Consider the following 20,340-nt stretch of genomic DNA (forward strand, 5'->3'; position numbering starts at 1 on the left):
TTCACGCCGATGGGGACTGCGTTCCGGGGACCAAATGAGATCGCACCATGAAGCCTTTCGCCGCTCTTTTAATCGTGATAACTGTTATAAGTTGTAAAAATTCCGAGAACAAAGGCGAAGCGAGCTCAGCTGATGAGCAAACCGCCGTGCCCTTGCCCATCAGCCCCGACCACCGCCCTGAATATCTATCCAAGGCTGGAATCTTCCTAGACCTAGCAACGCTTCAGCCTCATAGTAGTTTTCTCGCCTACGAGATCAATCATGAATTTTGGTCGGATTTTGGCACCAAGAAGCGTTGGGCCTTAACCGGTGCCCCAGGAATTCGCCAAGAGAATGCCAACTGGCAAATTCCGGTGGGTAGCACTTTCATCAAGCATTTTGAAATGCCTACAAGCCAAGTAGATCTCAGTCAGATCCGCTCTGTCGAAACTAGAGTCCTTGTGAAGAGCGCCAGCGGGTGGATCGCTAGCAGCTATATTTGGAATGAAGCTCAAACCGAGGCAACCCTTGCCAAGGGCGGTGAAACGATCGAGTTGTCAATCCAAAGAGGCACTGGTCCTGATAAAGTAATCAACTGGACCGTTCCCAGCGAAGGTCAATGCTTTTCATGCCACAACGAAAAAGCAGGTGTTATTCTTGGGGTTCGGCCACGGCAGCTCAATCGCCCGAACCCTAGCGGTGAGGGCAATCAACTGGAACTATGGCAAGACAAAGGCTGGCTACAAGGAAACTGGTCCAATGACGAAGCCAAGCCCTACCCAAGCAGACAAGACGCTAATACTAACGCAGAAGCCTTGGCCAGAGCTTATTTGGAAGTCAATTGCGGCTTCTGTCATCAGCCAGAAGGATTCGAACGTAACCTCAACCTCAGTTGGAGCGCAAACCTTCAATCACTTCAAGACGCTTCTTTCTTCTATGACGATCTCGGAATAGCCGATGCAAAAATTGTAGCCCCAGGAATCCCTGAGCAATCCTTGTTGTGGTTACGGATGAGCCGTACCGATCGATATCGTATGCCTTACATATCCAGCTACGAGGTGGACGAGCGAGGTTTAGCAATCATTGCCGATTGGATCCAGAGCCTTCCCTCACCATAATCGGCTCTCAGCACCTCAGCAGTTTCAAAGCATTGCAGCCCGATCCGTCGCTAGTCGGCTATTTGCGGATCTAATCGGATCACAATTCGATAGATGATCATGGTGTAATGACGCGTTATCCTGGGTTATTTCTCTCTTCGTCGGAAACAAACAGACTGTCGAGAGGAAACAACATGAAACTCATTCTTATATACTTACTCGCCACCGTTTCAGTGGCTTGCTCCCATACTGGCTCCACCCAATACAAAGACGAGTTGGGCGATGTACACAAGGTTAAGCCAGGAGAAACCTTATCAGAAATCGCTGAAGACTACGATGTCAGCTGGCGGGAGCTGGCCCAGGTGAACGATCTTGGGCGAGACGGACATATCCAAGCCGGTCAGCAGATCATCGTTCCAGTACGAAACCAGAGCCTGTTATCGAGCTGGATCAAAAGTCCCTTACAATGTCACGAAAATCATAGTTCACCAAAAACACCAAAAAAAGGATACCAACACCATGATTTCCAGAGTTCTCACGATCATCGTAATCTATTTAGCTGGCCAGTACGGGGTCGCCTCACTTCTGTATACGGCCCTCGCGGAGGACGAATCCATCAGGGCATTGATATCGCAGCTCCCACCGGTACAAATATCCGAGCTTCTGCCCAAGGCACCGTAGTTTTCTCAGGCTGGTTAAGGGGTTATGGTCGCACAGTCATCATTCAGCACAAGGGTTATCGCACCCTCTATGCTCATTGCCATCGTCTACTCGTGCGCCGCGGCCAGCGTGTTGCCACCGGTAAACTCATAGCCCTTGTGGGGTCAAGCGGTCGCTCCACCGGGCCCCACCTGCACTTTGAAATCCAGAGGGGCATGGCAGCCGTGAACCCGCTGAAGCACTTGGGTAGCTCGATTGCCGGTCTATAGATCATTTTGACGCATTTAATCGTTTACATTCTTTGTATTAAGTGATATTGACATACTCTATTTTACGAGGGGGAGATCCTGTGAATCAGGACATGTTAGAAAAACGCTTCTACCAAGGCTTAGCCCGTGAAATCTTGGAAGAAACCATAGATTCCCTAGGCTTCGTCTGCACGGAGTCCGAGGCTCCATGGGTCATTGCCTCTCTCGCTTGGCTGGGTCGACTAGAAGAAGCCCAGTGGCAGCTCAGCCGATGGGAAAGCTCCCTGTCCGATGGTGATCTGGTCATGTGCCGATTCTTTACAGCAATTGCGCTAGCCAGATTTGGTCAATCTCAGCAAGCTATCGCCTCGCTCATTGAAAATGTTCGTACTATGCGTCGCAACAAGGACCCTAGAATTGCGTTCTTCGCCTACCAAGGCTTAGCTTTCTTCAGGTTCCAAACATCGCGCTATAGCCGCGCTTCAGGCCATGCCACCAAAGCTCTGAAATTTGCCACCTTAGAGAACTTTATCTTTGGCCGGATCTTCGCCTCAGATCTAAGAGGCCACTCCCTAGTTTTCACTGGTAGTATCTCATCTGGTTTACGTGACCTTAAGGCTGCACAAGATCTCGCCCGCAAGTTGGGCAACCAGGCAGTGCAAAACTCAGTAGAGTCATCGCTCTTTTTCTACCAGGCTAAATTCGGATTAAGTCCTAATGTGGTCAAGCAGATCTACCAAAAGATCGATCTAGCTGAAGGCGATAGCTATTCCAAAACAATGCTTCTCATCGAGCTTGCAAGACAACTTACCCTACAGGGTCGCATTTCAAAATCTTTAAATGTCTTGAGTCAGGCGACTCAGGAAGTCTTTGCTCGCAACAATCACAAGCAGGCTGCCAAGATCAAACTCCGCATGGCTCACAACTACCTAATTCAAGGTAACGGCGAACTGGCTATTAAGTATATTGAAGGTGCCGCAGTTGATCAGGATGGATCTCAGGACCCGGTATTCGAATCAGAGCGTCTAGGACTTAAACTAAAGGTCTTAAACTTTCAGGGAATTCTAAAACAGACTGAGGCCATCAAGGCTCAACTATACAAGTTGCAAAAAATTACTGGCGTCGCAGTCAGTGATCGGATCTTGAAGCGACAGTCTTCTGAATTAAAGTTGCAGCACAGCGATGATCATATCGCGGACCTTTTGGATCAAGTATCCGTGAATCCATCCCAGATAGGAGTGATGCAGCAGATTATTGACAGAAATCTATTTCTTAGCCTCTATCAAGTCTTGGGGGTTCGATACGGCAGCGACAATCTCTGCCTCAATATTCTTCCTGGCCAACATACATTTATCACACAGGGAGATATTATCTTCTCAAAGGAACCATTATCCAAAAAATTGGTTTCGTTTTTCAAGCTCTGCGCGGATGAGAAAATTGACAAGAGCACGATTATCGAATCGATTTGGGGCTATCGCTACGACCCCATGCGTCACGATCACCTTGTCTATAATCTGGTCGCCAAAGCTCGACGCTTTCTCGGCCAATTGGCCCACTGGATTCGCTCTGATGAAGATGGCTACCAATTAGATCCGAAGGTCACCTTACAGATCAATGCTCTTAATTTTCATCACGATCAAGAACCAAAACGAGAATGGCTTGACCAAGCAGACAACTCACTAAACATTCGGCAACTTATGGCACTGGAATCATTGAAGTTAGCAACGCACCTCACCGTGCGGGACTATATGGAACTCACAAAAACGACTAAGGTTACGGCAACCCGAGACCTGCGCGATTTGGTGGATAAAGCCAAACTCAAACGCATGGGCCGCGGTCGTGCTACAGCTTACATTCGAACCTAGAGGACACGACATGAAGAAAAACATCGCTTGCGCAGCCCTACTACTTGGCTTGAGTCAAACAGGGTTAGCCTTAAAAAAGATCAAGACGAGTGCTGAGTATACGCCAGTGAATCGGCAGATTTCGGGAAATATGCACTATGCTGTCGAAGATTACACCATTTGGCTTGAATCTGATGAGAATGTGAATATCACATTTACGCTGCCTGAAATGCTACTTGGCAAAAAGAACAAGGTTCATTTTTCCTTGATTGACACCAAAAACAGCTCTAAGGGCAAGGTGCGCATCCTGAAGAGTAAGTTTGGAACTTTGACTTGCTTTGGCAAATGGACAGAGGCGCGGTGTTCCGTAGCTTTTGAAAACTTAGCGTTCGACTTTGATCGCCTGTATCAGATTGCTCAGCAGCACAAAGGCATGAACCTTGTGCAGATCGCGCGACACTTTAGTGAAGAGCCTCTGGGTGTTGTAGTGGTGAAGGCTAAGAGGAAACCTTAGTATTTTAGAGGTTTTGTGCTAGCTTCTTTTGAAGCTGGCACACTTTAGCGATATCCGGCAAGATCAGGCAGATCGAGAAGCCTTCTCGTTGACTTCAACATTAAGATTGGTCAAAGCTCTACAAAGCTGCTCAAGATCGAATGGCTTAGCTAGAATTGAAACATTCTCACCGCACACAATCTTATCAGCGAAGCCAGTAATAATAAGAACTGGATAGAGAAGCCCTTGATCACGAACCCTCTGAACGATAGCACCACCGTTGTCATCAGGAAAAATGTAGTCCGTGATCACCATCCGATAACTACCAGTTTCTAACTTTGCACATGCTTCTACAACAGAGGCCGCTTGGTCCACTTGAAAGCCAAGCTCGTTAAGGTACTCTCGAACAAGTAGTCGTGTCCCAGGATCATCGTCGACTAGAAGGACCATGAGTCGATCATCCGCTAGTTCCAACTCTTTCTTAACATCGATTTTGAACGAGAAACAACTACCGTGCCCTACTTTAGACTCGACCGCTATTGTTCCTCCCATTTCCTTGACGATGCCTTGAGAGATCGTCAGGCCCAGTCCAGTGCCTGATAGAGAGTCAATCCGAAGAGCCTGCTCGAAGGGCTTGAAGATACGCTTAATTTCAGATGGAGTTAGACCACGACCGGAGTCTTCAACCTGGCAGCGAAGACTGCCTCTGGATTCTTCAAGCAGTAGCTTGACAGTCCCTTTTTCCGTAAATTTGCAGGCATTGCCGAGCAGATTCATTAGAACCTGCTTGAGCCGAACAGGGTCAAAGTATAGCTGTTTCGCATCAGCTTTAACTTCTACAGAAAGTGAGTTCATTTGTTTCTTCGTCAATGGTAGCGTTAATGATTCAATTTCAGCTGCAAAGTCCTCAAGAATAACCCAGTTAGCTTGCATCTTGAAACGACCGGAGTCCAATCGTGAGATATCAAGCATGTCATTGATTAAAGAAAGGAGATAAGTACCCGATTGCTTGATGCGATCGATATCCTCGTGATAGCTGGAGTTTTGAAGATCTTCAGCAAGCATCTCGCTATAGCCAATAATCGCATTCAGCGGGGTACGGAGTTCATGGCTAGTGGTTGATAGGAACTTCGACTTGGCCCGGTTGGCCTGTTCCGCAAGATTCTTGGCTAGTTCCAATGCCTGTTCCCGCTTGTTGATATCATCAAGGAGCAAGTTAAGCTGAGCTGCCACCTGACCTTCTTCGCTAAACTCGTCGACTCGCGCCCGAGCTTCTAAGGTGAGATCGTGCTCTCGCTGCCAGTTGATAAATTGAACTAGGTCGCCCCAACGTGTGGCCTTTCCATGCTCCCTATAATTCAAGCCTTCAAGTTCTTCTTGAATAGGAACCCGAAGAGGCTGCCAGCGATCTATGAACTTTAATGTAAGCCACGCAACGCCGACAACGGCAGTGCCGTGAACCACACTTCCTATAGCTTGAATTCCTAAAGTTTGCCATCGAGACTGGCTGAATAATTCTGAGTCTACAAACAAAGCTCCAAGGATACTCCCTACCAAGCCCCCTACAAGATGAACTGGAACGGCTCCAACAACGTCATCAATCTTTCGTTTTTCTAAGATCAACCCCGTTTCCCCAGCCAGTACACCTGCGATGCCCCCGAGTGCAATAGCACCGGTGGGATCAAGCCATGGGCAAAAGGCGCAGCTTGCAACTGCTCCAGAAAGTGGGCCCACGATCAAAGCATTGAAGCTTACCAAACCGTGTCTGGCAACACTCTGGATAACCCCACCAAGCAGACCACCACTGATACACAATAAAGTGATCAGGATCACGCGCCATGTATCCTGGTTTAGCGCCAGACCAGACCCTCCATTAAAACCGAGAAAGCCCAGACAAAGAAGTAGACATCCCGCTGCTGACATAGGAAGTTGGCTTCCCTTCCATGCTTTGCCATCTGCTGAGAAGCGGCCCGTCCTTGGCCCTACCATGTAGGCAGCAACGAGAGCGATGAATCCCCCCGTGCCATGAACAACTGTGGAGCCTGCATAGTCTACAAACCCCAACGAGCTAAGTAAGCCTTGTGGATGCCAAACCCAGTGAGCAATGATAGGAAAGATCAGACCCGACACGAGAATTGTGATGTAGAGGTAAGATTTTATGTTGACTCGCTCCGCTATAGCGCCAGAAACGATGGTAGTAGATGTACAGCAAAACAGGGCGAAGAACACAAACTTCGCGATGGTTTCATTATCTAAATTTGCTGGCCCCCAAAACTCTGAGAACCCGATCAATCCACCATAATCAGAGCCTTCCATAATTCCCCAGCCAAGAATCCAAAAAAGTAGGAAGGACAACATTCCATCGATGATGTTTTTGGCTGCAACCGAGATGCTATTCTTGGGTCGTGTAAGGCCTGATTCGATAGCAAGAAAACCTATCTGCATGCCAAAAACAAGCATCGAGCATAGTAGTAGCCAAATGGAATTAGTCAGGGTCAAATCAGGGGCTACCTTTCTTCGAAGCGTGGTTTCAATAAAGATTCGGTAAACTGCATCGTATCAATGATTTTACAAGTCTTTACGTTTCTGTAAGATCAAATGTGGTAAATTCCAGCAATCATATCTGGCTGGTAGGGCACCTTTGATGTCAAGAGACAGAATTGAAGTACAACCCATAGAGGAGAAAACATTGAAAAAGAAGGAGTGCGAAGGGGATTATGAGTAAGATCAGCCGAGTCTTGCCACTTTTCAACGTTAGCCATGTGATGGCAATGCTTGCGGAAACGCTACTCAAAACACCTAGACCATAGCTTTGGGACAAGGACCATTGGCCACTGATCAGAGCTTCCCAGGGAACCGATACTATCAAAAATACAAGTGCCTTTAGATGCATTGATGGTCTGGTTCCATCACTTTCATCAACCTTCGTTAAGATACTTGAACCGAGAATCAACAGAGCCTGAGCCGTACAGAGCCAGGCAAGAGTCTCACCAAGCCAAATAACTTGCCCCAGAGTCTGAGCCATGTATACCCAAGCTAAGAATATCCAGACCAAACTCAAGACGATCAAGGTCGGGATGCGATAACGGGGTATCATTGCCATCTGTATAGCTAAGACTATCAGAAAGATCAGCTGAAAAGGCCAGTTCTCATTAAGATAGGCCTGATGCAAAGCTTCGTAGACTTCCACTGAAACCATCATGAAGTCTTTAAGTTGGTAGTCAGCGATCGTCGCCCAATTCAAAATATCGCCTCGGGTGTGGAAATACATCTGGCAGCATACCGCAGCAAAGAATCTATCGAATTCCGAATCACATCGCCGCTACGTAGGCCTCAACTTGCTTTCGTTCTTTTGTCGTTAGGAATCGGCCTTGTAGAGCTTGCATGTTCTCGGTCATGTGCTCCACCTTAGACGTGGCAGGTATAGCTACCGTAACCGCCGGATGGGAAACGATGTACTTGAGCAGGATATCCGCCCAGTTTTTGCAACCCATATCACGACTCCACGGAGGGAGAGGTTTAGCCTTGACCCTATCGATCACGGTCCCACCACCAAAAGGTCGGTTGACGATCACAGCTATCTTTTTTTCTTTCGCAAGGGGTAAGAGTCGCGATTCGACCACACGGTTATCGATATTGTATGTCAACTGCACAAAGTCGATATCGTGGGATTTCATAACAGATTCAAAATCACGATGACGGCGACCGTGAGATGTTGTGATTCCCACATAGCGAATCTGCTTCTTTTTCTTAAGATCTAGCAGATAATCCAGATGCTCTCGCCAGTTCACAAGGTTATGAACCTGCTGAAGCTCCATCTTATTCAACCCCCAAAGCTTAAAAGAGTCTTCTACCTGCTGTCGTCCTTCGGAGCCGCTACTTGTCCAAACTTTGGTTGCAGCAAAGATTTTGTTCTGAACTCCCAATTTATTAATGGCATAACCCAGAACCTCCTCAGCCGAACCATACATGGGTGATGAATCGATCACAGTTCCGCCGGCAGTAAGGAACTTTTTTAGAACTTGAGTCCTTTGATCTCGTAAGCTCTGAATCGCGCCGACGTTGAAGGTTATCCAAGTTCCCATCCCAATGACAGGTAGCCTTTCCCCAGACTTAGGGATCGCCTTGCTAAGCAGCTTGTCTTTTCCTGCAAAGACATCGTAATACGGCAATCCAATCCCAACAGCTCCAAGCCCCATGCTAAAATTTAGAGACTGGTGTAAAAATCGTCTTCGATCCATTTTTTCCCTCAAGAACAGTTTTTAACGGGTCAGAGGCAATATTTTCTTAAAACTTAGTTCTTTTCACCGTACACTTTTCTTGGTGTTTTACAAATGCTAAAAGGGCATATCATGCAGATTGTTGCTCCAGAATTACTGACTCACACCCGCTTTACCCTGCGACCACTGAAAGACGGCGATGCCGAACTGGTAGCACAGGCGATCACAGCATCATACGACCACCTTAAAGAGTTTATGCCTTGGGCCCAACCAAGCAATGACCCGTGGAACCAACGAAAAAGAATCCGGCAGAACTATGCAAGCTACCTTCGTTGTGAAGACTTTGCTCTAGGTATTTTTAGCCCTGACGGCTCTGTATTTCTCGGTGGTACTGGGTTTCATCTACGAAACAGGTCGCTAAGGAGCTTTCATGGAGAAATCGGTATGTGGATAAGTGCCGATCAGGCGGGTCAAGGCTTAGGAACCGAGGTTTTGCAAGCCATGATCGAGTGGGGGTTTCGCGAATGGCCTTGGCGACGGCTGGAGTGGCGTTGCGATCCAGAAAACCATGGCAGCGCACGGGTCGCTGAAAAATGCGGGATGAAGGAGGAAGGTCGCCTTCACGGGACGAGCAAAGATCACCGCGGCCGTTGGCGCGGTGAGGTCATCTATGCCTTAACCAAGTATCCAGAAATTGAAGATCCCAAATCAATTACTGTAAGGCCTCTTAGCCAAGTCCATGCTAGGCAGACTGCTCACGTCCACATTGATAGCTGGCGAGACGCTTATTGGAGCATCATGCCAATAGAAGTATTTGAGCAGCAGAGCTACTCTGACAAAGAGTCATTTTGGTTCAAACTGTTAGCAGCTGCCAGCGATCGATCGCGATACCTTGGGCTATTTTCGGGGGAGCACCTGATGGGTTTTGCATCGATTGGCCCCAGTCGCTTCGAAAAGCCCGGCTGGGATGGGGAGCTGCTCGCACTTTATCTACCTCAAAATTACCAGGGCAATGGCTTTGGTAGAGTTCTATGGAATGCAGCAGCAGCCCAATTAAAGGCACTTGGCTTCAAGGCCGTCATGTGCTGGGTACTTGAGAGAAACCTTGCGGCCATTGGATTCTATAAGGCCATGGGCTTCAAGCTTCTTAACTACCAGAAAGAAGACGATGGCCTAACTGAAATTGCTATGGGCCTTCAGTTTTAGAGGCAGTTCGAAAAGCTAGTTCTCAAGCTCTATTGTCTTGGAGAAAACGTAGCAAGGCCTTTGACAATAACAATTGAAACCGACGTAGGTGATCCGTCACCTGCTGCGGGCTGAGCTTCAAACCCTCTGCAATAAATGCAATGGACTCTTGTTTTAAAAAGAAGCGCTCGGCAATGGTTCGGCGCATCAAGTTACTCTGAGCTGAAACAACAGCCTTCAGGATATCCCGGTCAACCTGGAAGGGGCTGCGAAGACTCTCAGCAAACGGACAGGGTTGAAGATCTGAATGACTGCTTGGAACGGTAGACATGGCTTTATTCCTTAGTGATTGATGCGAGACAGACCGCGAAACATTCTTAACGCCTGTGTCCGAAACTACATAGGAGAATCCTATTTTTTGGGAAGTTTTCCTAAATTTCATCAAAAGCTTCATGGAAAATCCCAATAATTCCTGCACAGACTTCGATTCGCTTTCCTTAGAGCAAGTTAAGTGCCAAACCTTTATCTTTTCTTTGACGCAGTTATGCTGATCGTGGCGCCACTCACCGTGTGCTAGACAAACTCTCTTATTTTTCCATAGGCTTCCCAATTGAGTCGTCGAAACTGAAGCTTGAATACCGACAAGTCATTTGGAGGCAAGGATGGCGTTGACTGATGGGGATTCACCAATGGCACAATGGCTTGATAAGTTAATGTCCCGGCAAACTGCCTTGGACGCCGTCGAGGCATTTGTGCCAAAGGCTGGCCAAACCTATCGAGATAAGCGCAATTATGATCTGGGTGTCGATCAAAATATCTATGTCTCCCACATCTCGCCATTCCTTAGGCATCGAATTATCTCAGAGCCGGAAGTGGTGCGCGCAGTTCTCCACGAGCACAGCTACCAAGAATCCGAAAAGTTTCCCAAGAAGTTTGTTGGCATACTTACTGGAAAGGATGGTTGGAGCATCGACCGCAGGTTTGGAGCAAAAGTATCACCCCACTGGCGAGGAGCTTAAAAACCTTGAAAATGCCCTTCAGGGAACAACAGGTATCATTGCCTTCGACACCTGGGTAGAGGAACTTGTAAATACTGGTTATCTCCATAACCACGCCAGGATGTGGTTTGCCAGTATCTGGTGTTTTACATTAAAGCTGCCTTGGTATCGTGGCGCGCAATTCTTCTATGAAAATCTGCTCGACGGCGATCCTGCGGCTAACACCCTGAGCTGGCGCTGGGTCGTTGGACTTCACACCAAAGGTAAGACCTACCAAGCTAGGCAATCGAATATTGAAACCTACACAGAGGGTCGGTTTTCGCCGGAAGATTTATCTGGAACCAGTTGGGTTCCTGATGATAGTGCAGAAAACAACGTTTGCTATGAAATTTTGCCTCTACCCACTCAGCCTGAGTCTGGAGATCATTTGATCGTTTGGCCCGATGATTGGAGCATTGATGTCTATTTTAAAGACTTCAAGCCACAGTCAGTAGCCATGATCCATCCCCATTGGGAAAGCCCGAAACGCCAGCAGCATGTGAAAGACTATCGTGAGGCGGCCTTTTATGCAACGCTGCGGCGTTTTCAGAATCTCGGCTGGAACTGTAGCATCATTCAAAACGGGAATGACCTGCAATCCTACCTTACTGTAAATGAGGCCCAACAGATAAGTTGGATGAAGCCCTTTGTGGGTGAAGGTCGAGACCTTCTAGACCAGCTCCAGCCACTGTTCGATGGACATCGCACGAGGGAGCTGAGGCGAGCCTGGGACGATTTCTTTTTTCCGAAAGCCAAGAAAGGCTTCTTCACTTTGAAAAAATCTATTCCGAAGGCTGTGGCTAACCTTGATCGGTACTTTTGAATAGCAGCTTGTTGAAGATTTTTTGCTCACTTTTAAGCCAGATGCTTTCAGTGTTTGTCCCAAGGGTGGATACTAGTGCGTAGCTACTCGATCCAATCAATTAAGTTATGTTTTAAGAGTACTGTTGAAACAACTATTTCGTTCCACCCAATCTAGGATCGGCTTCAAAGCCCTCTCTTGCAAAGAAATGAGATTTGATTATTTATGGCCGAAAGATAGCTAATTGGTAAAGAAGCCCTGGCTTTGCACCGGGGCAACTATGAAGCCTAATTGGGTTCTAGCTAGAGCCTTAGTGTGTTTACCGGACGGCAATAGCAACTACCGTGTCGCGGGAAACTAGATAACCATCTCAAGAGAGATCCGGCTAAGCGATGGTGTTAGTCGGTCGGCAGGTGAAGTATTCACTATTGGAACTAATAGCCAAATTTGAGCAGACCCTCATCGACAAAAAATTTGGCAACCATCTTGTCTTCCTTAAAGAAGGATCGCAAGACCTCAGCAGGAAAGTCTATGAGGCATGAAATCTTTTAGGCAGCGTGGCAAAGCTCAGTTCAATCATACTATCGTGGAAGGGGCCTTAAGAGCCCCTCGATCTCTTACGGCTTGAGTCTAAGGGTATAAACGGCCCCTGTTCTATAAGAGCCGAAATCACCATTAAGAAGAGAGTGCTGCCAAGGCGCTCCAATAATCAGAGTGTCTTTAGCGGCGTCCAAACTAAATCCAAAGCTATCACTCTTACCATTGGTATAGCCGGCTGGAAGGGTGATTTTTTGGAAGTAATTTAGTTGATCTCCTTCCATCCTATAACTGTAGACTGCCCCGTTCCGAGGGACCTCTCGCCCTTCTTTCACAGAGTAACCGTCTCTTATTGCACCTACGAACATAAACTCATCCAAAATAGCCAGAGAAGACCCGTATGAAGCGCCAATATTTTGATCCTTCGCGTTGAAATCTGGTCTATAGATATTTTTCAGTTCCAGCGTCGTGTCTTGAATCTCGTAGACAAGAACCCCGCCCTTCCTTTTGTTTTCCCATCGAGAACTGGGAGCTCCGACGTAAAGGAGATTATTTTTAAGTGCTAGGGCAGTTCCTAATTCAGTCACAATATCAGGATCTCTCCCTGAAAGATCCTGATTCTGGACAAAACCCTTAACACTATCAACGAAAACCCAGCCGTTCTCTGTTTTAGTAAACCGACTCACCATGCCGATGTCTTGCTCAAACAAGAATTCGGGGACTTTCTCTTCATAACGAGGACTTCCAACAAAAAGGGACTCGCTATTTGCAACGATGGCAGCACCAAAATTCATCGCTTCCTTCCGCAAGGACTCTGGTGCTGTTATCTTTTGCTTATAGATAAATTCTCCAAACAGGTTGGTTTCAAACACAAAAACGGCCCCGGAACCACTCAGTTCGGCAAACTCGTCGACATCGTATGGGTCAGATTTTGCACCAACAAAGAGATATCGATGATCAGGACTCAACTGAATAGCACTACCAAAGTTGCGTCCTTTTGCAGACTCTTCCGTCGCCTCTGGTAAGAACTCTGAGACTTTAAGTGTTTGGTGATGGACCCACTCTCCCATGGACTTTCGATACAGACGCACAGAACCTATATCACAACGGGAGGGGGTTCCAATGATTAGAAAAGTAGATTCAAAGTTGAGCGTAAACTCTCGACACAGGCTATTAGACTCAAACCCATCTATCACCTGCTGTTGCTGCCAACTGCTAGTCAGACTTCCCCTCGTATAAATCACCGGTCGATTCTTAGAGAGAGCTACCATTGTAAGCCCGTCAGGAGAGATCTTTAGCCGTTTACCCATTTCGGCTAACGCTGGTGGTGTCAGATTTGAAAATCCTGGCAGCCTTTGGACTGCTTCGTCTGGATTATTGGTCGAGAAGGCAAAGGCCTCTCCCGCGACATATTCTTCAATACTAGATAACTGCAAGCCACCGGCGATCATCGACTCTTCACCTACGGCAACTGATACAAGCGTGCTTCGGGTATCTGAAACAGTCTCAACCCGCTTAAGAGTTAAGCCTTGGTCCGTTTCCTCAAATAGGCTTATCTTCTTCCTTGAGGTACAAAAGGCTAGACGGTTATCCCGCCAGTCAAGGCATGAACCCAAGCGATCGTAGATGGTGGAACCGACGGCTTGGTAGATAATCTTGGGGCCTTCACTTGCTAGGCCTAACTTGAGCGCTAAACCTCTTTCCTGATCGAAGCGAGGATAAGCCACTACCAGTTCATCGTGACGCAATCCTATATCTCTTGCCACATAGGAGTCGATTGATTCAGAATCTTGCCTTATGACTCCATAAGGGCGCCAGCTATTATTTGACGACGAATACTCTAGAACTGTCATGCCAAATGAACCTGTAAAGGCCATAAAGCCGTCACCGATCTTGATTTCTCCGGAAACAAAGCTTGAAATATCGGCAAACTCAGACTCATCCAAAGGCCCCCCATAAGTTACAGAAATACTACGGTCTTCTGCGGCTCTAAGCACATATGAGGGGCTGGGATGTCGCAAGAACTCTAACGGGCTTATAACTTGGCTTAAAGTGAATGGCCCACCATCTCTTTGGTAGACGTAAAGCTGACCTTCACCGCTCGCATTATCCCCTGTAAAGCCTCTATCGCTTGCAACGACCAGCGTATCACCTCGAATCGCTAGTTTCTTACCGAAACGATTAAAAAGCGAACCTTCTTCTTGAGGTGGCTCGAATAGACTCTGTTCAAGCCGCCAGCTTCCTTGGGTCAACCTATAGATGTAGACGGAACCAGCGCTGAGCATCTCTTTACCTGAGGCATCGACTCGGTCTTCATTGCTTGCAGATACCGCAAGGATATCGCCATCAGTCGCCAGACTGGCTCCAAAACCTGCATTCTCCGTTGGCTTGGGTGCCTTAAGCAGCTGATCAAAACTCCAAGAGCCATCAAATGACTTTCGGTAGATAAAAATCGAACCCGAACCACCCAGATAAGTGTCTTTTCGATCGATAGGGTTGCCGTGGCCGCTAGCGCTTATGAATAGTGTTTTTTCATCTTGGCTCAATACCATCGAATCGCCAAAGTTATCATACTTAAGCAAGGTCTCAACTTCGAACTCTCCAAGGCTCTTTCTCACAAATCTAAACTGATTTGACCTTACAAAGGTGCGTTTGTACTCGATTCCTTGATGTGTGATTTTAACCTCGATTTCTCGCCCTGCAGCCGAAGGTATCTCCAGTAGCTTACTCCAATTGTACTCGTCACAGCTCGTGCTATCCTGCAGCTCTCCTCCAATAAAGATACTTACCCTTTCTTCAGGTTGGAAGCAGCGTCCGGCGAGTTCGATTTGCGCTCTTTCCGTGTACGACCCGACGGGATAGTTGATATTTAAGAAGGTCGACTGAACTGGTTGATAGACTCCCCTGTTACCTGCCTTATCGGTCACCACAACATTGTAGGTTCGTGGTTGATAGGGATCTGAAACTTGGTGACTTAGATTGAAATCCCGCCAGCTCCCACCTACTCCAGCCACCTGTCTGCCGTTTTCTAGAATCTGATCGAGACTGGTCATGGAAGAGGGTGGCTTGTCAGAGACATAAAGCGTGTACCTAACATTACTCTCCTCGACTCTTTTGCCTGATACCTGAAACTCAAACAAATCACCCTTTTCCACCAGCTTAAGAGATAGCGTGCCCGGACTTGGGACAATGGGTTTTTCTCCATCAAAATGGATCAGAATCCTACGGGTTAACCTGTTACCATACCGATCTTGAGCGATTAAAACTAAGGAGTTGTTGGCAGAGCTACCATTCATTGGAACAAGAACTACAGGATGAGGAGAACTCGGATCTGTGATAAGGGACGCGACGCCTACGCCGTTGTATATGAATTTAACATCAATATCACTTAAGTCGTCTTCAAAGGCCAAAATTCGAAATCTGGCATCTTCGTTAATGTGAACATTGCTAGTCTGTGTCGAACTTATAGCCGTACGCCATTTATCTCCACTCTTATACTCCCAGGTCAAAAGTCTGTGTAACCAGACCGACTTTCGCCTCACTGTCATCGTCTTTTGAGACACATTACCGGCTTTATCAGATACCTTTAAATAGACTTCAGTAACCCCGTTTTGAAGCGCCCAACTAGATTCTTCGCCAGATATTGGAGATCCGCGCTCAGTTCCGTTGAATTCCGCGCTCCACTCATAGCTGAGATCTTCATCATTGGAGACCATAAAGGTGATATTGCTTGCGTTTGTGTAAATGTCTTGATCCATATAATCCAAAATTTCGCTGCTAAATTTATAGCTGATGGCTGGTATCTCAGGAGCCTTGGTATCACTAACGTAGAAGAATAATAGTTCGTTTGTGTTATCTCTTTCATTTGTTATTGTGAGTTTAATGGGGAATTCACCATCCTCATCGGCAGAGACCGTTAAGATACTGCTGGCTTCATCAAATTCTAAATTCAAGCCGGGCTGATCAGCGGGAATTGATTCGAATTCTAATGAGCTGTAGTTTTTTTGGATATTTAAACTAATTTCCTTCTTAGAAGAAAGCCGATCCCCCGGAGATACCTTGAGACCAGTATTCCCATCGACAACGTTGAGGGTCGGGGGCTTCGTATCCCACGTCAAGGTGAAGAATTTGGTCGTCTTGTTGCTAGCCCTATCAGTGACGGTCAAGGCCACAATATAATCCTGGTCACTGGGCGCGGAAATCATAGTCTGCCGGGATTGGGGCGCGGAAAACTTCAATGTTGGAACTGAAACCCAGTTGTAGCTATAATCCTCATTGTCTTCCCCAAGCTCGCCTTCGACTAGGACTGGCTTGTTGGTGATAAGATCCTTGAAGTCCGCTAGACCAGGGGCAACGGTATCCCAGACAAACTCAAGAGTCTGCTCGCCAAGGTTTCCGGCTCTATCAGTGAGCTGAATCTCTACCCTATAAGAGCCATCTGTCGTGGCACTTAGCATAGGCTGGAGCCTATTCTTGGTATTCGGGTATGATATCTTAAGATTTTCGTTATCGTCTATCGATTTCCAGTTAACAAGGGACAGTGGCTCATTCACCGTAATCTCTGGTAGCAGAAGCTCAGCATTTGTATCGATACGATCCGCAAGATTCTCAACGCGTGGTTTGGTTTGATCCCATACAAAACGAATGATTTCCTGGCTAGAATTTAAACCATCGGTGGATGAAACAACAACCTCATAATCCCCTTCCGCACTTGCTTCGATCATCGCCTGAGAGCTGCTCTGCATCTTTAAAGTGACGTTATCAGGACTCTTCCAAACCAGTGGACTACTAGGATCATCTGCCGCAAAGCTGACCTGAAATGGCTTGCGAGTGTATATTTTACCATCTTCATAACGAATCTCGGGGCTAGTCACTGAAATCTTCGGTGCGATAGTATCGTATACAAGCTGAAACGTTTCTGTGGCAGAGTTTCCTGCTAGATCGGTAGCCGTGATGCTTAGCTCGTAGGTTCCATCTCGCTGAACCGTAGCTCGCGTCTCTCTTTGGTCCTGAGAATCAAAGGTCACGTGGGAGCTGGAAGCTTGCCACTGGTATCTGACCGCTCCGGATATAACTGGTTTTATGGTAAAAGGTTTATTAGTTCTCTGGTCCGCAAGGTCATCGATCGTGGGCGCCACAGTATCCCAGGTGAACTCTAGAGTTTTCTTTGCAAGGTTACCAAACTCGTCACGAACCAAAAGATCCACGGTGTAAGTGTCATCTTTATCGGTGCTAACTATCAAGTCAGATTCTTGTCGTTGTAACGTGATCTGGCCTTCGCCAGTCAACTTTTTCCAGTCGAGCTGCCAGGAATCCTGAAGAGACGTCTCAAGCCTCATAGATTTATTAGTGATGATATTGTTCGCTGATATCGTGAACAATAGATCCGTCTTCGAATATTCGTAGACAAATGTCTTAGAACTCAGGTTACCAGCATCGTCGCTAATGGTGACTTCAATGTCAAACTTACCATTCTCACTGGCACTAATTTGCGCCAAAAAAGGATTGCCCTCGTCTTTTTCGATGGTCACGAATGGCGAAGCACTGGTCCAGTCAATCTTGGCTCCATCGCAGTCCGAGATGCAAGTAGCCTCGACCATAGAAGGTTGATTTACCTTCAAGTCGGGTAAGGAATTTAAGTTTGGGATGATGGTATCTCTGACAAATTCAAGAGTCCGCTTGGTTTCGTTACCTAACTCATCTGTGAAAGTGAGGGCTACAGCATACTCTCCATCGACGGGCCCACTGATGATAATCGTTTGGTCCTGTTGATTAAGCTCAACAGTTTCGTCACCTCGCTCTTGACTCCAGGTGAAAGCGACTTCCTCTTGTGTCGTATACTCTAGTGTGATTGCACTGTTAGTGGCTCGGTTATTCCAAAAACCTTGATCGAGATTTTCCCCCAGAAATTCGAGCGCGACCTGGGTATCCCACTGGAAGCTTATGGTTTGCGTTTTAGACTGTCCCGCCTTATTCCATGCTGTAATTGCCACATCATAGTTACCGTCAGCGCTTGCACTTATGGAAGGTGATACAATAGAGCTGTTACTAAAAGAGACGTCCCCTGGACCTGAAAGTTTCTCCCATAAGACTGTTTCGAAGCCACTAACTTCAATTGAGGGAGTGAAGGCAGAATTAACCCGATCGGAGTCGCTAGCTTGATAGTTGATGACTGGTTGGCCGTCGCCACTAGAGTCACTTGGGTCTGCCGGATTAGGAGCGCCGATACCGGTAGTCCCGTCTGATTGATCGGTGGGGGGAGCGCTCTTGTTACCACCGCCACCTCCGCATCCTGTCATCGTCACAATGAAGGAAATCAAACAGATCCTGATCGCTGAAGGCATTTCTGGCACTCCCTATTTGGCTTATTGTGTGGATAGACCTAGTCCAAGCTAGAACAAATAAGAGACTAGTTTTGTGGGCGGAGATTGCAAGAAATTCGTAGAAATTCTAGAGTTTTTCTGGTTTTCGGGGCCTGATGCCTGACCCAATAGCTAAACAGGTCTACAGAGGGTGATTATAAATAGTTATAATTTATGTCAATATGGCCGTAAGGGCTCTGGGGCTGAGACGTTCGCGAGACCTAGCGGTGACAATGGTGGAGAAGAGCCTCATGCGAGGCGATCTAGTAGGGGCTTACCCTCTTGTGAGCTAACCCACCTTCAGCATCCTCCTGAGGATCTTGCCAACTGGGGTTTTCGGTAGCTCATCCGCAAACTCTATGACCTTGGGCCTCTTGTAATTAACCAGGTTTTCTTGACAGTAGTCCATGATCATCTCTTCCGAGACCGAATCATCCTTTTTAACTACAAATAATTTCACAGCCTCACCAGATTTTTAATCAGGAATGCCTATGGCTGCGGCCTCCACCACACCGTCCAAACCAACGACAAGCTCCTCTATCTCGTTGGGATATACGTTGAAGCCAGAAACGATGATCATATCTTTTTTTCGGTCTACGATCGTGACAAAGCCACTTTCGGCCATAGTCGCAATATCACCAGTATGGAACCAACCATCGCTGTCCATGACCTTAGCCGTTTCCTCGTCTCTTGGCCAATAACCTTCCATGACCTGAGGTCCCTTGACACAAAGCTCTCCCGGCTCCCCGAAAGCTAGCCGTTTATTGTCGGCATCTTTGATACACACATCAGTATTGGGAATAGGCAGACCGATGGTTCCATTGAAACTCTCTTGGCCTATAGGATTTATGGCGGGTAACTACCTTTTTTATAGGCTCATGTGAATTTGTAGATCAGGCTGGGGGAGGGGGTGGTTTTTGAAATCCAATTGGTGAATCTGTGATTGAATTGCCAACTTCCTGAAATAGATACACAAGGCGACCCTTATTTTTTATGAGATTTTGAGTTTAACCTGCAATATTGCAATATTCTATAGGTCTACTTTAGGGCCTAAAATATTAGGTTACTGTAGAAAACTAATTACAAGCTAGCTCTGGAGGCAAAGATGAAAGTAAGATCTTTAATCACCGCGATTGCGGCATTTAGTCTAACATCGAGCCAATCTGCCTTTGCAGAAATAACTATTGATCAGTGGATAGAAGATGTTGAAGAACTTAAAGAAGATTATCTGAGCGTTAAAGAAGATGTTAGAAACGTAGCTCGCGAATATCATAATTTAATGCTTGAGAAAAATTTATATACCTTAGATCTGTGTACAGAATCCGAAAGAAAAACCTACAAACGTCGATTGATTCAAGTAGCAGCAGATTATTGGCGAAATGACTACTACCCAGATGTCTTTAAGGATAATATTTCTGCTGGGGCAAGTACTACTATAGATTCTTATTATCATAGGTGCACAAGAGGCATTGGCCCTATAAAATTTCAGAAAAAATCCTGTGAAAAAAGCTTTGGTCGGAATATGTCAGGGTGTTTGAGACAATTAGGGTGAAAGTTTAGTATAACAATCACCCCAAAACGGGTATAGACTTCCTTACCACCGGTACATTTATACCCACAGAATCAGCGGGTACTGGCAGTCTAGGTCCGGACTTTGGAAACCTTTCTGGATAGGCTTCAAAAGCTTGCTTGAGAACCGCAGCTCTCTTCTTAGCTACAGACTTATCTTTACCTTGATGAACAGTTTCAGGCGTCATCAAGCCAAGATTTATGTGTCGATGCTCAGTGTTGTACCAACCAAAAAACTTTTGCAAGCATTCACTAGCATCTTCTGGGCTCTCATACCAAGCTTTGAAGTAGCGATGGTATTTGAGTG

The 20,340-nt window shown here is 46.7% G+C and carries 14 protein-coding genes and 1 pseudogene; 8 read left to right on the forward strand and 7 right to left on the reverse strand.

Annotated elements, in window-relative coordinates:
• The first annotated feature begins 47 nt into the window (after positions 1–47).
• The 4 genes from B9N89_RS27965 to B9N89_RS27980 all read left to right on the forward strand — a co-directional run bounded on the left by B9N89_RS27965 (position 48) and on the right by B9N89_RS27980 (position 4,342).
• Positions 48–1,097: a hypothetical protein gene (locus tag B9N89_RS27965; RefSeq protein WP_132325095.1), complete on the forward strand. Its 1,050-nt coding sequence runs from the start codon at positions 48–50 to the stop codon at positions 1,095–1,097.
• A gap of 173 nt (positions 1,098–1,270) precedes the next feature.
• Positions 1,271–2,005, forward strand: a complete 735-nt coding sequence (locus B9N89_RS27970; protein ID WP_159455695.1) for a peptidoglycan DD-metalloendopeptidase family protein — start codon at positions 1,271–1,273, stop codon at positions 2,003–2,005.
• 80 nt (positions 2,006–2,085) lie between these two features.
• Positions 2,086–3,849: a Fic family protein gene (locus B9N89_RS27975; protein ID WP_132325090.1), complete on the forward strand. Its 1,764-nt coding sequence runs from the start codon at positions 2,086–2,088 to the stop codon at positions 3,847–3,849.
• 10 nt (positions 3,850–3,859) lie between these two features.
• Complete coding sequence (locus tag B9N89_RS27980; RefSeq protein WP_132325088.1) at positions 3,860–4,342, forward strand: hypothetical protein; 483 nt, start codon at positions 3,860–3,862, stop codon at positions 4,340–4,342.
• Between the two features lie 63 nt (positions 4,343–4,405).
• Here B9N89_RS27980 and B9N89_RS27985 read toward each other — a convergent pair whose 3' ends face one another.
• The 3 genes from B9N89_RS27985 to B9N89_RS27995 form a co-directional block, all read right to left on the reverse strand.
• The gene (locus B9N89_RS27985; RefSeq protein WP_143478293.1) at positions 4,406–6,820 is read right to left on the reverse strand and encodes an ATP-binding protein; all 2,415 of its coding nucleotides are present in this window, start codon (positions 6,818–6,820) and stop codon (positions 4,406–4,408) included.
• Between the two features lie 148 nt (positions 6,821–6,968).
• A complete protein-coding gene (locus B9N89_RS27990; protein WP_132325083.1) occupies positions 6,969–7,565 on the reverse strand; it encodes a hypothetical protein in 597 nt (198 codons plus the stop codon).
• A 67-nt stretch (positions 7,566–7,632) separates the two neighbouring features.
• Entirely contained in the window at positions 7,633–8,562 is a 930-nt protein-coding gene (locus tag B9N89_RS27995; protein WP_200820808.1) for an aldo/keto reductase, read from the reverse strand.
• A 111-nt stretch (positions 8,563–8,673) separates the two neighbouring features.
• Here B9N89_RS27995 and B9N89_RS28000 point away from each other — a divergent pair, with 111 nt between their 5' ends.
• On the forward strand, positions 8,674–9,747 hold the full coding sequence (locus tag B9N89_RS28000) for a GNAT family N-acetyltransferase (protein ID WP_159455697.1): 1,074 nt from the start codon (positions 8,674–8,676) through the stop codon (positions 9,745–9,747).
• Positions 9,748–9,769: 22 nt separating this feature from the next.
• Here B9N89_RS28000 and B9N89_RS28005 read toward each other — a convergent pair whose 3' ends face one another.
• The gene (locus B9N89_RS28005) at positions 9,770–10,057 is read right to left on the reverse strand and encodes a hypothetical protein (protein ID WP_132325078.1); all 288 of its coding nucleotides are present in this window, start codon (positions 10,055–10,057) and stop codon (positions 9,770–9,772) included.
• 331 nt (positions 10,058–10,388) lie between these two features.
• Here B9N89_RS28005 and B9N89_RS31600 point away from each other — a divergent pair, with 331 nt between their 5' ends.
• Positions 10,389–10,745: a hypothetical protein gene (locus B9N89_RS31600; RefSeq protein WP_159455698.1), complete on the forward strand. Its 357-nt coding sequence runs from the start codon at positions 10,389–10,391 to the stop codon at positions 10,743–10,745.
• On the forward strand, positions 10,684–11,586 hold the full coding sequence (locus B9N89_RS28010; protein ID WP_159455699.1) for an FAD-binding domain-containing protein: 903 nt from the start codon (positions 10,684–10,686) through the stop codon (positions 11,584–11,586). The genes B9N89_RS31600 and B9N89_RS28010 overlap by 62 nt, the downstream gene beginning before the upstream one ends.
• A gap of 596 nt (positions 11,587–12,182) precedes the next feature.
• Here the strand turns inward: B9N89_RS28010 and B9N89_RS28015 are convergent.
• Together B9N89_RS28015 and B9N89_RS28020 are read right to left on the reverse strand one after the other, a co-directional pair.
• On the reverse strand, positions 12,183–18,446 hold the full coding sequence (locus tag B9N89_RS28015; protein ID WP_132325072.1) for an Ig-like domain repeat protein: 6,264 nt from the start codon (positions 18,444–18,446) through the stop codon (positions 12,183–12,185).
• A 307-nt stretch (positions 18,447–18,753) separates the two neighbouring features.
• Positions 18,754–19,314 (reverse strand): annotated as a pseudogene (locus B9N89_RS28020) (AMP-binding enzyme); the annotation flags it as partial.
• 255 nt (positions 19,315–19,569) lie between these two features.
• On the opposite strand from B9N89_RS28020, the gene B9N89_RS28025 reads away from it, so the two are divergent.
• Entirely contained in the window at positions 19,570–20,016 is a 447-nt protein-coding gene (locus B9N89_RS28025; protein WP_132325070.1) for a hypothetical protein, read from the forward strand.
• Between the two features lie 16 nt (positions 20,017–20,032).
• Here the strand turns inward: B9N89_RS28025 and B9N89_RS32515 are convergent.
• A partial coding sequence (locus B9N89_RS32515; protein ID WP_143478128.1) for an integrase core domain-containing protein occupies positions 20,033–20,340 on the reverse strand: 308 nt, incomplete at its 5' end.

The organism is Pseudobacteriovorax antillogorgiicola (assembly GCF_900177345.1).
GTDB classification, from domain to species: Bacteria; Bdellovibrionota_B; Oligoflexia; order Oligoflexales; family Oligoflexaceae; genus Pseudobacteriovorax; species Pseudobacteriovorax antillogorgiicola.

Excerpts from the sequence above, each read along its gene's own strand:
- B9N89_RS27965 (WP_132325095.1), top strand. The coding sequence starts at position 48 with ATGAAGCCTTTCGCCGCTCTTTTAATCGTGATAACTGTTATAAGTTGT.
- B9N89_RS28015 (WP_132325072.1), bottom strand. The coding sequence starts at position 18,446 with ATGCCTTCAGCGATCAGGATCTGTTTGATTTCCTTCATTGTGACGATG.
- B9N89_RS28025 (WP_132325070.1), top strand. The coding sequence starts at position 19,570 with ATGAAAGTAAGATCTTTAATCACCGCGATTGCGGCATTTAGTCTAACA.
- B9N89_RS27970 (WP_159455695.1), top strand. The coding sequence starts at position 1,271 with ATGAAACTCATTCTTATATACTTACTCGCCACCGTTTCAGTGGCTTGC.
- B9N89_RS27995 (WP_200820808.1), bottom strand. The coding sequence starts at position 8,562 with ATGGATCGAAGACGATTTTTACACCAGTCTCTAAATTTTAGCATGGGG.
- B9N89_RS28000 (WP_159455697.1), top strand. The coding sequence starts at position 8,674 with ATGCAGATTGTTGCTCCAGAATTACTGACTCACACCCGCTTTACCCTG.
- B9N89_RS28010 (WP_159455699.1), top strand. The coding sequence starts at position 10,684 with ATGGTTGGAGCATCGACCGCAGGTTTGGAGCAAAAGTATCACCCCACT.
- B9N89_RS27980 (WP_132325088.1), top strand. The coding sequence starts at position 3,860 with ATGAAGAAAAACATCGCTTGCGCAGCCCTACTACTTGGCTTGAGTCAA.
- B9N89_RS31600 (WP_159455698.1), top strand. The coding sequence starts at position 10,389 with ATGGCGTTGACTGATGGGGATTCACCAATGGCACAATGGCTTGATAAG.
- B9N89_RS28005 (WP_132325078.1), bottom strand. The coding sequence starts at position 10,057 with ATGTCTACCGTTCCAAGCAGTCATTCAGATCTTCAACCCTGTCCGTTT.